The 12,964-nt window shown below is 65.2% G+C and carries 14 protein-coding genes; 9 read left to right on the forward strand and 5 right to left on the reverse strand.

From position 1 onward, the window contains the following. The first annotated feature begins 494 nt into the window (after nucleotides 1-494). From C5B90_RS17275 to C5B90_RS17285, 3 genes are all read left to right on the forward strand, one after another. A complete protein-coding gene (locus tag C5B90_RS17275; RefSeq protein WP_394337551.1) occupies nucleotides 495-1,757 on the forward strand; it encodes a hypothetical protein in 1,263 nt (420 codons plus the stop codon). Between the two features lie 73 nt (nucleotides 1,758-1,830). Then, nucleotides 1,831-2,106, forward strand: coding sequence for a hypothetical protein (locus C5B90_RS17280; protein ID WP_199517539.1), 276 nt, complete (start codon nucleotides 1,831-1,833; stop codon nucleotides 2,104-2,106). Then, a complete protein-coding gene (locus C5B90_RS17285) occupies nucleotides 2,103-2,531 on the forward strand; it encodes a type II toxin-antitoxin system VapC family toxin (RefSeq protein WP_115883200.1) in 429 nt (142 codons plus the stop codon). Before C5B90_RS17280 ends, C5B90_RS17285 begins: the two co-directional genes overlap by 4 nt. Before the next feature lie 130 nt (nucleotides 2,532-2,661). Here C5B90_RS17285 and C5B90_RS17290 read toward each other — a convergent pair whose 3' ends face one another. Together C5B90_RS17290 and C5B90_RS17300 are read right to left on the reverse strand one after the other, a co-directional pair. Beyond that, nucleotides 2,662-3,960 (reverse strand): carboxylate--amine ligase, encoded by a 1,299-nt coding sequence (locus tag C5B90_RS17290; RefSeq protein ID WP_115883201.1) that lies wholly within the window; start codon nucleotides 3,958-3,960, stop codon nucleotides 2,662-2,664. A 275-nt stretch (nucleotides 3,961-4,235) separates the two neighbouring features. After that, nucleotides 4,236-4,475 (reverse strand): hypothetical protein, encoded by a 240-nt coding sequence (locus tag C5B90_RS17300; protein WP_004978002.1) that lies wholly within the window; start codon nucleotides 4,473-4,475, stop codon nucleotides 4,236-4,238. Between the two features lie 193 nt (nucleotides 4,476-4,668). On the opposite strand from C5B90_RS17300, the gene C5B90_RS17305 reads away from it, so the two are divergent. The 3 genes from C5B90_RS17305 (at nucleotide 4,669) to C5B90_RS17315 (ending at nucleotide 7,119) form a co-directional block, all read left to right on the forward strand. Beyond that, nucleotides 4,669-5,280, forward strand: a complete 612-nt coding sequence (locus C5B90_RS17305) for a hypothetical protein (RefSeq protein ID WP_115883203.1) — start codon at nucleotides 4,669-4,671, stop codon at nucleotides 5,278-5,280. A gap of 58 nt (nucleotides 5,281-5,338) precedes the next feature. Then, entirely contained in the window at nucleotides 5,339-6,040 is a 702-nt protein-coding gene (locus C5B90_RS17310) for a hypothetical protein (RefSeq protein WP_115883204.1), read from the forward strand. Between the two features lie 338 nt (nucleotides 6,041-6,378). Next, nucleotides 6,379-7,119 carry a helix-turn-helix domain-containing protein gene (locus C5B90_RS17315; protein ID WP_115883205.1) on the forward strand — a complete coding sequence of 247 codons (741 nt, stop codon included), beginning with the start codon at nucleotides 6,379-6,381 and terminating at the stop codon, nucleotides 7,117-7,119. Nucleotides 7,120-7,389: 270 nt separating this feature from the next. Here C5B90_RS17315 and C5B90_RS17320 read toward each other — a convergent pair whose 3' ends face one another. Beyond that, nucleotides 7,390-7,629: a hypothetical protein gene (locus tag C5B90_RS17320; RefSeq protein ID WP_233512095.1), complete on the reverse strand. Its 240-nt coding sequence runs from the start codon at nucleotides 7,627-7,629 to the stop codon at nucleotides 7,390-7,392. A gap of 360 nt (nucleotides 7,630-7,989) precedes the next feature. Here C5B90_RS17320 and C5B90_RS17325 point away from each other — a divergent pair, with 360 nt between their 5' ends. Genes C5B90_RS17325 through C5B90_RS17335 form a run of 3 tightly spaced genes read left to right on the forward strand, consistent with a single transcriptional unit; the run spans nucleotide 7,990 to nucleotide 10,839 of the window. Further along, on the forward strand, nucleotides 7,990-9,456 hold the full coding sequence (locus C5B90_RS17325; protein ID WP_115883207.1) for a sodium-dependent transporter: 1,467 nt from the start codon (nucleotides 7,990-7,992) through the stop codon (nucleotides 9,454-9,456). A gap of 1 nt (nucleotide 9,457) precedes the next feature. Continuing rightward, nucleotides 9,458-9,781, forward strand: coding sequence for a hypothetical protein (locus tag C5B90_RS17330; RefSeq protein WP_004977992.1), 324 nt, complete (start codon nucleotides 9,458-9,460; stop codon nucleotides 9,779-9,781). Next, nucleotides 9,778-10,839 carry a proline racemase family protein gene (locus C5B90_RS17335; protein WP_115883208.1) on the forward strand — a complete coding sequence of 354 codons (1,062 nt, stop codon included), beginning with the start codon at nucleotides 9,778-9,780 and terminating at the stop codon, nucleotides 10,837-10,839. Before C5B90_RS17330 ends, C5B90_RS17335 begins: the two co-directional genes overlap by 4 nt. Before the next feature lie 30 nt (nucleotides 10,840-10,869). Here the strand turns inward: C5B90_RS17335 and C5B90_RS17340 are convergent, their stop codons facing one another. Together C5B90_RS17340 and C5B90_RS17345 are read right to left on the reverse strand one after the other, a co-directional pair. After that, a complete protein-coding gene (locus tag C5B90_RS17340) occupies nucleotides 10,870-12,336 on the reverse strand; it encodes an MATE family efflux transporter (RefSeq protein ID WP_115883209.1) in 1,467 nt (488 codons plus the stop codon). Next, complete coding sequence (locus C5B90_RS17345; protein ID WP_115883210.1) at nucleotides 12,333-12,923, reverse strand: TetR/AcrR family transcriptional regulator; 591 nt, start codon at nucleotides 12,921-12,923, stop codon at nucleotides 12,333-12,335. Before C5B90_RS17345 ends, C5B90_RS17340 begins: the two co-directional genes overlap by 4 nt. Nucleotides 12,924-12,964: the final 41 nt, after the last annotated feature.

Here is a 12,964-nt window from a genome sequence, read left to right on the forward strand (position 1 = left end):
AATGCGACTCGTAATTTCCGTAGCCACGGACTGACGGCGTCGGGAACCGCGAATGTCTCCGATTTTGACTCGTCGTTTCGAATAGTCTCTCACTCCATTTCGCCGCCGCCGACCCGCCTCGATTTCGCGGCTTTCGCCTCGCAACCCGCGGTTACACACCGTTTACCAATCACCTTCCCGGTCCAACTGACGGGAAACATGTGCAACCGACGTCGGTCCCTCTCTCTCCAACTCTCGTCTCGCCCTTCGAGACGACTCGATTCCGACGCTCGACGGATACTCGACAGTCACCGGGGACGCCCCGAACGCACGGAGGTCCCCCGCCGGTGAAGCGTAGAACCTACCTGAAGACGCTCGGCGCGGTCGGCGTCGGTGCCGCGCTCGCCGGCTGTAACATGCCGGACGAGGAGACGCCGACGGAGACGCCGACGACCGAGGAGACGCCCACGCCCGAACCCGACATCACCGTCTTCAACGCGGTCGAGGACCTCGGGATGGACCCAACGGGTCAAGAACCGGTCGACGACATTCTCGACGGGGCGTACGGCGACGACACGGCCGTCGAGTTCCCGCCCGGTGACTACCTCATCACCCGCGAGCACGACTGGGACCGCGGCGTCTCGAACTTCCAACTCGTCGGCCTCGGCGACTCGCACAAAGACGTGCAGTTCGTCTTCCCGCCGGCGGACCCCGGCGAGCGGTTCCGGATGTTCCGAATCACGAGCGGGGACCACCACGTCCTGAAGAACTTCTCCGTCCAGCAGACCGACGACGACACCACGAGCGCCGATATCTGGCTCGCCAACGACGACGGCGCGCTCATCGAGGACGTCGAGTGGCTCGGCCGTACCCCCACGGACAGCCACGCGCGCGACCAACTGCTCCTCTTCGACTGTACTTCGGTGGAGGGCGTCAACGTCATCCGTCGCGTCTACATGCGCGAGGGCGCGGCGCTCCCCGGCTACCCGAACGGCGTCGCCGGGATTCGCATCACCGAACGGTCGGTCGGCGAGGTCAGGATGATAGACTGCCACATCGAACAGCGCGGGTCGTCGTCGTTCCGCGCGACCCACACCCGCGGCGTCCTCCGCGTCGAGGGCGGGCTGTTCAAGAACAACGACAACACCAACATGCGCATCTCCGCGGGCGACCATCCGACCAAGAGTTCGTGGATTAAGGGCGCGACAGTCATCGTCGACGCCGACAACCTCAACGAACACGCCCGCGAGGGGGACAGACTCGACAGCCCCGAAGGGCTCCGCATCGACTCGACGGGCCACGGCTACACGGGTGTTCTCATCGAGGACTGCGATTTCATCTTCCGGTCGAGTCCGTCCTCACCGGGCATCATCACCGCTCCGACGTACGGGAGCCACGGCGGCTTCACCCTGCGCAACTGCCGCATCGTCAACGACACGGGCGTCCAGACCATCTACGCGGGACCGGTCGACACCGACATCGCGCGGGAACCGTGGGGGATGGTCCTCGACAACGTCACCATCTCGGGGGCGTGCGAGAGTCAGCCCTACGGCTCTGCGGTCGTCGTCGACGAGAACCGAAACGGCTCCCGCATCGTCGATAGCTGTATCCACCTGCCGAACGGCCGGGTCGGCGGCGTGCTCGTCAACCGCGCGTCGAACTGCGCCGTCGAGTCATCCAGCATCAACGTCAGCGGCCCGCCGACGCGGACCCGCGGCGTCGAACTCCTGCTCGATAACGTGTCCTACACCGCGACCTGCGCGTTCCGCGACGAGTGAGCGGGCGTCGGCCCGTATTCCTCCAGTCAGAATGGTAGCAAATCTCACCCAGTAGCATATTCTACCAGCAAACATGGCCACGTCGGTGAAGATGGACGACGACACGAAATCTCGTCTCGAACGGTTACAGGCCGAGATTCGGCTGAAGACCGGGAAGCGAGTGACGCAGCAGGAAGTCTTGGCACGGCTCGTCGAGAACGCCGTCGAGTCCAAGGCTGACCTCATCGACTCGTTCCGCGAGGAGCGTGTCCCGCTGTCGGAGTCCGAGCGCGAGCAGTTCCACGACGGGATGGTCTCGTCTGGCGTCACGACGACCGAAGAAGACATCGACGACGTGCTGTACGGATGAGCGTCTTCGTCGACACCGGCGTGTTCTTCGCGCACCACGATACGGATGCCGACCGGCACGACCAAGCCGTCAGCGCGTTCGACGACCTGTTCGACGGGGAGTTCGGACAGCCGTACACGAACGACTACGTTCTCGACGAGACGGTCACGCTCACGCGCGCTCGAACGGGTTCGTTCGAGGCGGCGGACACCGTCGCCAGTCGGGTTCTCGGCGAGGAACCGTTCCCGAACGTGTTCGAGATGACTCACGTCGAACCGGACGATGTCCGGGCGTCGCTGGAGACGCTCCGTCGATACGAGGACCACGACCTCAGCTTCACCGATGCGACCATCGTCTCGCTGTGTGAGTCGCGTGGCATCGACGCCGTGTTGAGTTTCGACACGGCTTTCGATGGCCTCCTCGACCGCATCGAACCGGGACACTAGGGGTGTCTTCTCTGGGGTGTTCGAGCCGAGTCGTTGGCCTCGTCTACTGCTTGCGCACACCTGTCAACTGAATTTTCGCAAAAGTCGCATCCCGACTGAAATCACGGCGACGCCACGACGCCCGGCCGACTCAGCGACCTCTGAAGTTGAGTCCCGGCGTCAGCGTGATACCGGTTCTCGGTTCTTCCGATTCGCCTCCGTCACCGTCGCGGTCGGCGGTCGATTCCTCGTCGGCTTCGTCGTCCCCGCGGTTGAACAGCGCGTGGTGTACGTAGCGGGCGAAGGGAACCGGGTCGTCGAGGCGCGCGAGGTCGAATCTCGGCTCGTGGTAGATGGAGGACGCGACCTCCCAGACGGTCTTGACGAACGACGGGCGCTCGACGAGCGGCGAGTCGTCGCGGCGGACGCTCATCACGTAGCCGAGTTCGCCCCAGAGGTAGTGGGTGCCGACGCCGAGTTCGTAGCCGGGTTCGATGCGGTGTTTCTGCCCGGTCGCCTGCAACCAGTAGTAGTACGGGAAGTCGGCCCCGGCGCGGACGGTCGAGGGGAGCGACTGCCACATCCGGGGGTTGATTTCGATGAGTTTGAACTCGCCCGTCTCGGCGTCCTTGAGGTACTCGATGCATGCGAGGCCGTGCCAGTCGATGTGACCGAGGAGCTTCCGCGCGACGGATTCGAGTTCGGGGTCGTACACCGAAGTCCGGTAGACGCCGCCGCCGCCGGTGTAGGAGTTCCCGCGAATCTGGAGGTGTTGGAACGTCGCGAGTGGCTCGCCGTGGTCGTACAGCGCCGCGAACATGTACTTGTCCTCGGTCGGGACGTAGTCCTGCACGATGGGGTCGTGTTTCATCTCGGCGTATATCTCGCCAGGATCTGGGCGGTCGCCGGGGCGGACGTGGCGGACGCTCTTGACGATGTCGTACTCGTGGGGGTCGTAGCTCTCGACGTACTCGCCGGCGACGACGTTGTACCGCGGCTTGATAATCGAAGGCTCGTCGAACGCCTCGACCTCGCTGAACAGGCGGGTCCGCGGCATGGGGACGCCGGCCTCGACGGCGGCCTCGTAGAGGAGCTTTCGGTCGTGGACCCGGCGGAGCGTCTCGAAGTCGGGGACGACGAGGTCGACGTACTGCTCGAACTCGTCGAGGTACTTCGAGAAGACGTAGCCGTCTTCCGGTCGCGTCGGAATGATGGTCTTCACGTCCGGACGGGCGGCGATGCCGACGAGGGCGTCCTTGTAGGCGACGAGGTCGTCTTTCGGGGCGGGAATGCGGACGAGTTCGTCGCAGAATCGGGACGAGGCCGCCGGCGTGTCGTCGTGTTCCGAGGCCATGACCGTGTGGACACCCCGCTCGCCGAGCGACCGGACGCAGGTGTAGTTGCCCGATGGAACGAGTACCGATTCCCGGGCGTTCGCGCGTTTGGACATGCCTGAAGCGTCGCGCGGTGACGGAATTAGTATGGGTTCGCTAACGGATTCAGGGTCGCTGACGGGAGTCGGTTCTGACCGCTCGACTCGGCGGTCGGAGCGCCGGCGGCCGTCCGCGACGGGGTCAGACTGCGCCGTTGGGGGTGCGTCGCGGTGGCGGCCGAACTGTGGATTCGAACGCGCCCGACTGGATTCGATTCGTGAGAGTCGAGCAAACCGACGGTTCGGCGGTGGTTATCCACAGCATACCGGGGGTCAGGCGGAGCGTCGTCGCCTCAGAGCACGTCGTCGTCGAGGCCGCCGGGGTCGCCGGCGGTGTCGAAGAGGTTGTTCTGGGCGCTCTGGACGAAGTCGGACTGGACGCCGTCCTCGTCGTCGACGGGGGCACCGTAGGCGTCCATTCCCATCGAGAGGAGCTCCTCGACGGCCTGTTCTTCGCTGATGAATTCTTCGTCGACGAGCTGTTCGAACTCGACGAGCAGTTCGTCCGGGAGATTGACTTCTACGACGGGCATAGAAGCGCGTTCGTGCTGGACATACTTGAGCGACCGGGTGTGAGTAATCGCGGTTTCCGGTCGGCAACTGGTCACCGATGGTGACAGTCAGCGTCGCCTGGCAGTCTCAACCGCGTGTCTTATCAGCGCACGGTCAGTCCGTCCACGCGACGAACGGCGTCGATTTCCGACGCCTCTGACCCGAGGGACCGACGTGACACGCGACACAGACCCGGCGACTGAGGACGCCGCCCCCGCCGAGAGCGACGAGCTCGGCTGGCTCCCCGAGCGCGTCGACCTGCCGAGCGACGAGTGGGTCATCTACCCGCCCGGCGAGCCGCGGCCGGCGAACTTCGCGCTCCGCTTCGAGAAGTCCATCCCCGCGGTGCTCGTCGGTATCGACTCCGGCGACTCGCCGGGCGTGCACGTTCTCCCACATCCGGGCGGACTCTCCGTCTCGGCCCGATTCGGTGGCGTCGTCGACGACTCGGTCCGCGAGTTCGAGCCGCCGGCGTCCGACGCCGAGCGCGAGGCGGTCGCCGCGTGGACACAGACGTGGGTCGAGCGCGTGGACGACCGGGCCGAACGGGCGCGCATCCGGACGGCCTGCGCGCCGGTTCCGAACGCCGGCGACCGCGTCTCTCGGGCGCTCTTCGAGCACTTCGAGAGCGCGGACGCCGTCGCGGCCGCGGTGCTCGAGCGGGACACCGCCGCGCTCAGGCGCGCGTCGGGGGTCGCCGAACAGACCGCGACCGACTTGGTCGTCCACTACGGCACCGATGCTGAGTGGGAGTACTACCGGAGCCACCGCGACGCCGCCCCGTGACTCAAATCGCGATTTGACTCTCGCGTAGGGTTATTCGCGTCCGCGACGAGTAACGGGTATGTCCCTGACACGACGCACGTTCCTCGGTTCGACCGCCCTCCTCTCGTTCGGTCTCCTCGCCGGCTGTGTCGGCGACGGCGGGTCGGACGACGGCGCGACGACTGACGACGAATCGACTGACACGACGACTGACGAGCCGACGGACACGACAGACGACCTCCCGGACGGAAACGGCACCGACGACGGAACCGGCGGCACCCGCCCGTCCGGCGGCCCCGGCATCTCGCTCGTCGGCGTCGACGACGCCCCCGACGTGCCCGTCGAACACGACGTCGAGATAACGGAGGACCTCGCAAACGACGACCACCCGCCGCAGGTCCGCATCACGCTGACGAACACCGGCGACGAGGTCGTCGAAGTCGGCGAGGGGAGAACCGTCTTCTTCCAGTACGTCTCGGACACGACGAACGACCTCATCTTCCTCCCCGCGGACGGCGAGTATCCCGCGGAGGCGGGCTGTTGGCGGCTCGAAGACCACATCGCCGTGACCGAGGAGTACCGGATTCTCTCGCTCGAACCCGGCGAGTCGCGGTCGGAACTGCTGAACCTCTACGGTGTCGCGCAGTCTGAGGACGAAGAGGCGAGCTGTCTCCCGGTCGGCGAGTTCCGCTTCGAGGCGGACTTCGCCACCGGCGGGCTCTCGGGGTCTGACGACGACAGACGAGAGGCGACGTGGGGCTTCTCGCTCACGCTGGAGTGAGAACCGCGGGTACCGAACACGACCGTCGACGCCACTGGTCGTTCGATAGCGCCCTCCCATCGCCGGGCACCCATAACGTCTTGAGGGTGTCTGCGGGCATTCACTCGCCCTATCGAACGGTCGTCATCAACGCTTCTCTGCCGGAACGCAGACCCGGTGACAGTCGACGGTTCGGTGTCTCCCGAGCCGGTGGTTGTGGTCGCACCGACTGGTCTGTTCTCGGATTTGATACGTGGATTCGGTTCGGAGCCGTCGGTGACCACGGGCGGTCGCATTCGATATGTCGGCCTCCCATGGTCGGTCGGATATATACCAGACGGGAGAGTAATCGTCGCCGCATGTCGAACGCTAGCGCACCGGATTCCGAACTCACGGGCCCGACCAGACTCACGCTCAAGGTCTGGCACCCGGACTGCTGGACGCTGGAAGTGACGGACAACGTCGACGCCGGGGTCACCGCCCACACCGTGTACAACACGCCCGAAGACACGGTCAAGGGACACTTCACGGTCTACGCCGACCGGGTCGAGGACATCGACGACTTCGTCCGCGCGACCGAGCGGTCGCGGTTGACTGACTCCGTCTCCGAGTTGAGCCCCCGCCACGAGTTCGACAACGGCGCGTCGAACGTCGGCAACACGACGCGGGAGTTGATGGTCGAGTACGACCCCGAAAACAGCATGACCGACTCGCTTCTATCACACGGCTTCGTCCACGACGCGCCCGTCCGCGTCGACGACGGCTGGGAGTACTGGCCGGTCATCGACACCGCCGACCGGGCCGACCTCCGCGAACGCCTCGACTCGCTGGAGGCGGCGAATCAGGCCGAAATCATCGTCACCAAGGTCACTTCCGTCGCCGGCGCGAAAAACCACGTCTCGCACCAACTGGACAAGCTCTCGAACCGCCAGCGTGAGGTGTTCGAACTGGCCTGTCGGCGCGACTACTACACGTGGCCGCGGGCGACGACGACGCGGGAACTGGCCGACGAACTCGACATCTCGAAAACTACGCTGCTCGAACATCTCCGGAAGGCCGAGGCGAAACTCCTCAACCAGTACGCGGAGTCAACTCCGTAACGCCGCGACGCCGCTCGTTATTCGATTCGATAACTTTCCCACCGGTTTACTCCGGACACGGTGGTGTCGGTTCGACGGGTCGCGTCCGCGGTACCGACAGCGTCTTTTCGTTCAGTCGGCCCCCTGTGGCGCGCGCCACGTACAGTCAGTACAGCGTTCGATTCTGTGTCGCGTCTGTGTCTCCGAACCGCACTCCGGGCATCGTTGGGCCGACAGTCGCTCCGTGGCTGAGTTCGTCATGGCTGAGTCCTCGGTGGAGTGCGAGTTATACTAGTGTCTGTCCATGGGAGGGTAGCCCTCGTGAGAGGTCGAGCGAGCGTACACGCCGCAACTCCGGCTTCGGAGTTCGCCCGCCTGCTGGAGTCGGCTACAGGCGTGTTCTATCTCGATAGGATGTCCGTCCACTCCGGAGAGTATCTCGTCTATCGGCGTCGCCCCTCGGCGGTCGAGAAGCGCGAGTACCGCCCGTTCGAGTTCGTCCGTCCGCTCGTCCGTCTGGTCGTCTCTCACGCGCACCGACGTGCTTCCGACTCGTGGTTCGTCCCGGGCTCGTCTCCCGGCGTCCGGTCGCCTTCGGCCCGCTCGTCGCTAGTCGTGACCATGCCGGTGGTGTCCGCTTCGTGGTTATATACACATCCCCGACTATGATACAGGCCGACCGATGATTTGGACCGAAACTTCCCAGCCGTTGATGTTTGCTACCGGATTCTCAATCTCATAATAGAGGTCCTGAAGTGGCTTGCTATCCGGATGTAGTCGAATTATAAAATTAATCATAACAGAGTTCACATACATTTTCTATTGACGACCCCGACCATAGTAGCACATCCGTATAACTACCTTCTGTTCAAGGGTCTGGGTAGGATTATCATGTCAGACTCAGAGGCGAGAACGGCGAGAGAGGAGTGGGGAAGCCGGTTCGGCTTCCTCATGGCGATGCTCGGCGCGATGGTGGGCGCGGGCAACATCTGGCGCATGCCGTTTACGACGGGCGAAAACGGCGGCGGTGCCTTCCTCGTGGCCTACATCCTCCTGTTGTACCTCATCGCGGTCCCCGGGTTGATGGCCGAGACGATGATCGGCCGCTACACGAACCACGGAGTCATCGGGGCGTTCAGGAAGGTCCTCGGGAGCAAGCGGGCGCAGGGTCTCGGCCTCGTGGTCCTCGTCGTCAACGTGGCGCTGATGTCGTACTACGCGCCCATCATCGGCTGGGCGCTCTACTACGCCGGCCACTCGATGCTCATGACATTTACCCAACCAGGGTTCCAGCCGCAGGCGTTCTGGGAGGGCTTCATCAACAATCCGGCGCTCGTCGTCGGGATGCACACGGTGACGATGGCCGGTCTGGCCGGCGTCCTCGTGTTCGGCATCCGCCGGGGCATCGAGCGCGTCGTGAAATGGATGATTCCGTTGCTCGTCATCGCGCTCGTGGCCGTCTCGATTCGCGGCGTCACACTCCCTGGCGGCATGAAGGGCATCGCGTTCGTCTTCACGCCAGATTGGGGCTACCTCACCCGCGGCAGTACGTGGGTCGCGGCGCTCAGTCAGGCGCTGTTCTCGACGGGTCTCGGGTGGGGTATCGCGCTGACCTACGGGAGCTACCTCAGCCGGTACGACGACGTGCCGCTCGGCGGCGGCCTGTTCACCGCCATCGGAAACACGAGTATCGGCCTGCTCGCGGTGTTCGCCACGTTCCCTGTCGTCTTCGCGTTCGGACTCGAACCGAGCGCCGGATCCAACCTGCTTTTCATCTCGATGGCGCAGATGTTCCCCGAACTCCCCGGCGGGAGTCTGTGGGCTATCGTGTTCTTCGTCTCCTTCTTCTTCGCGACGTTCACCTCCGGTCTCGGCATCACCGAAGTCGCCGTCACCACCGTTTCGGAAGAGACGCGGCTCTCTCGGACGGGTGCCGTGCTCGCATCCTGCGGCGCTATCTGGCTGTTCGGCCTCCCGAGCGCCTACTCGTCGGCGTTCCTCGGGCGGATGGACTTCATGTTCGGGAGCTTCGGCCTCCCGCTCGCGACGCTCTCTATCATCGCGCTCGTCGCGTGGAAGTTCGGCCCCGAGCGCGCCCGCGTCCTCGACCTCAACCGTAACGCCGGCATCTACGTCGGCTCGTGGTGGAATCCGGTCGTGAAGTACGTCATCCCCGTCGTGATGGTGTTCATCCTCGGCTACGGCGTCTACTCCAGCATCGGGACCGCGAACCAGCGGTTGATGCTGCTCGGCGTCGCGTTCATGGCCGCGCTCGTCGTCGTGAGCACGCTCGTGATGAGCGTCGTCGGCGACGAGCCACCGTCCGGTTCCGCGGCGGTCCCAGGAGGTGACGACTGAGATGGCGCTGTCGACGCTCACGTGGGTCTCGATGCTCGTCTCGCTCCTCCTGTTGCCCGGCGTCGCGGCCGCGGTCCTCGTCAGGTCGCTCCGCACCGAGGAGCGCAAACTCGCGCTCTTACGGGAACAGGACGACGTCGATAGCTACTCGCCGCGGGCGCTCTCCGACCTCCGCGAGTGGATTCGCGCAAATCCCGACGACCCCTATGCGCCGATTGCCCGCCGCCGCTACAACGAGTGCGTGCGGTCGCTCCGAGCGATTGACGAGCCGCATTACGACTGGTCCGACGAGCAAATCGCCCGGCTCGAACTGGTGGACGAATGAACGGAGACCCCACGGCCGACGACCTCGCGGACGAAAGTGAGTTCGAGTTCGACGAACTCACCACGGACGCGTCGTTTACGACCATCGACACGCACACCGAGGGCGAGCCGACCCGCATCGTCGTCGACGGTATCGACCGCTCGGCGCTCGTGGGCGACTCCGTTCGGGAGCGCCGCGATTCGTTCACCGAGACCCACGACTGGGTGCGCGACCTGCTAATGCGAGAGCCTCGTGGCCACGACGACATGTTCGGGGCCGTCGTCGTCGATTCCGACCATCCCGACGCGGACGTGGGCGTCTTCTTCATGGACAGTCGGGGCTACCTCGACATGTGCGGCCACGGGACCATCGGCGTCGTCTCCGCGCTCCTCGAACTGGGCCGACTCGACCGACGCGAGACCGTCCGCGTCGAGACGCCGGCCGGACTCGTCGAGGCGACGCCCGAATACGCGTCCGACGGCGGCGTCGAGCGCGTCACGATAGAGAACGTCCGGTCGTTCGTCTACGACGAGGCGACCGTTCCGGTCTCGTTTCTCGACTCGCCGCTCCCCGTCGACGTCGTCTACGCGGGCAACTTCTTCGCGCTGGTCGACAGCGACCACCTCGACCTGCCCGTCGAACCACAGCACGCGGCGACGTTCGTCGATTGGGGCCTCGAAATCCGCGACGCCGTCAACGAGCGCCTCGATATCGTCCATCCGCTCACTGGCGAGGAGGGCTCGGTCTCGATTACCGAGATATACGGCACGCCCGAGGACGTAGACCGGAGTATCGTCGTCTTCGGCGAGGGACAGGTCGACCGCTCGCCGTGCGGGACCGGGACGTGCGCGAAGATGACGCTCCTCCACGACGCCGGCGCGCTCGACATCGGCGAGTCGTACCTCCACGAGAGCATCGTCGGCACGCGCTTCGAAGGTAGACTCGTCGCGGCCGACGAACGCGACGGCGTGACGCTGACGACGCCGCTCATCACCGGGTCGGCCCGCATCACGGGGAAACATCGGTTCGTCAAGGACGCGAAGGACTCGCTTTCCGGGTTCAGTATCTCGGTGGAGTAGCGGGTTCGGCCGGACCGCTCTTCTTCGGGATTAGTCCATCCCGCTCGATAGCTCCACGTCGTCGGTCTCCAGTTCGCCGCCGGCCGGCGTCCCGCGGACGTCGCCCTCGCGCCACGTCCCCCGGCGGAACCAGAGCCACGCGATGAGCGCGCCCGCGACGTTCGAGACGAAGAACGCTATCCAGATGCCTCGCACGTCGATGCTCCCGAGGAACCAGAAGTCGGTCGGCAGGAGTCCCTGCGACGCGACGAAGGCGACCGGAAGCCGGATGCCGGCGAGCGTGACGACCGATATCACCGCGGCGATGAGCGTCTTGCCTGCGCCCCGGAAGCCGCCGGTGAACGCCCGCATGATACCGATGAAGCCGAACGACAGCGAGACGTACCGCAGGAACTGCGCGCCCACGTCGAGGACCGCCGCATCGGTGGTGAACACCGAGACGATGGGCTCAGGAACGAGGAAGATGGCGAGTCCGAGCAGGCCGAGGACGAAGAACAGTCCCTTGGCCGCGACGTAGTTCGCCTGCTCGGCGCGGTCGTACTTCCCCGCGCCGATGTTCTGGCCGGACATCGTCTCGACGCCGCGGGCGACGGCGATAGCCGGGAGGAAGATGACCGAGAACACGCGGGTGCCGATACCGAACGCCGCGACGACGGAAGTCGAAAACAGGCCGACGACGATGAGGAGCGCGTTGATGGAGAGCGCGCGACCCGTCCCCTCGATGCTGGCGGGGACGCCGATGCGGAGAATCTTCCGCAGGTACTCGAAGTCGGGTCGCATGTCCGTGAGGTGAATCTGGATGCCTCTGGTGCCCGACACCATGATGGCGATGCCGACGACCATCGCGAGGACCCGCGAGATGACGGTGGCGATGGCCGCGCCCTGTATCCCGAGTTCGGGGAACTGAATCGGCCCCAGCGCCCACCCGTTGATGAAAAACGGGTCGAGGACGACGTTGAGGACGACGGTACCGAACATCACGAGCATCGGCGTGATGGTGTCGCCCGCCCCGCGCATCAGCGAGATGAACACGAAGAAGCCGAACATGAACGGCAGGCCGAGCGCGATGACCTGCATGTAGGCCGTCGCGCCCGGGAGCACGTCCGGCGAGGCCCCGAGGAAATCGAGGAACGGGTTGACGAGCGGATAGCCGAGCGCGCCGAGCATCGTGGACCCGAGGAACGCGAACGTGACGGTCTGGGAGGCCGCGTACTCGGCTTTGTCCGTCTCCTCGGCTCCGGTGTGCTGGGCGACGAGGACGCTCCCGGCGACGGACAGTCCCATCCCGAGCGAGATGAGGAGGAACACCATCGGGAAGGCGAACGAGATTGCCGCGAGCGCCTCCGTGGAGTACTGCCCGAGCCAGAACGTGTCCGCGAGGTTGTACGCCGTCTGGAGCAGGTTCGTGATGACGATGGGGAGCGACAGATAGAGAAGTGGCTTGACGATGCCGCCCTCGGTGAGATTGAGCTCCGCTTGTCCCTTGAACAGACTCATTCGTCCACCCCCGCCGCCGGCGTCCAGCCGAGGTGGAGTTCGAGGGCGTCTTCGACGACCCGCCGGGTCTCAGCGGGGTGTTCGCCGAGCGCGACGGCGCGGGCGTGCGCGCCGTTGCTCATGGTCGTGACGAGCCGCGCGACCTCTTCGGGGTCGGCCTCGTCGAAGTGCCCGGATTCGACGCCGTCGCGGACGATGTCGGCGACGGTTCCGCGCATCACGTCGTCGAGGTCGAGGAAGCGCTCGCGGAACAGCTCGTGGTAGGGCGCTTGCGCCTTCAACTCCATGAGCGCCACGGGGAAGCCGTCGACGTCGGGCTCCTCGGGGTTGAACACCGCGTCGAGAACCGCGTCGAGCCGCTTTCGTGGGTCGGACGCGCCGCACGACAGCTCGGACTCGAACCGCTCGATTAAGTCGTCGAGGAACGCGTTGAGAAGCTCCTCTTTCGTGTCGAAGTGGTAGTGAATCGCGGCGCTCGTCACCGACGACTCGTCCGCGATTCGCTGCACCGTCAGGCCGGCGTACCCGTGTTCGCAGAGCGCCCGGTTGGTCGCTTCGAGTATCTCGGCCCTGGTCTCTGCGTCCATCTTCTGTCCCGGCTTACTGACCGGTTAGTTAAGAGGCTTTG

Source organism: Haloferax sp. Atlit-12N (genome assembly GCF_003383095.1).
In the GTDB taxonomy this organism is placed as follows: Archaea; Halobacteriota; Halobacteria; order Halobacteriales; family Haloferacaceae; genus Haloferax.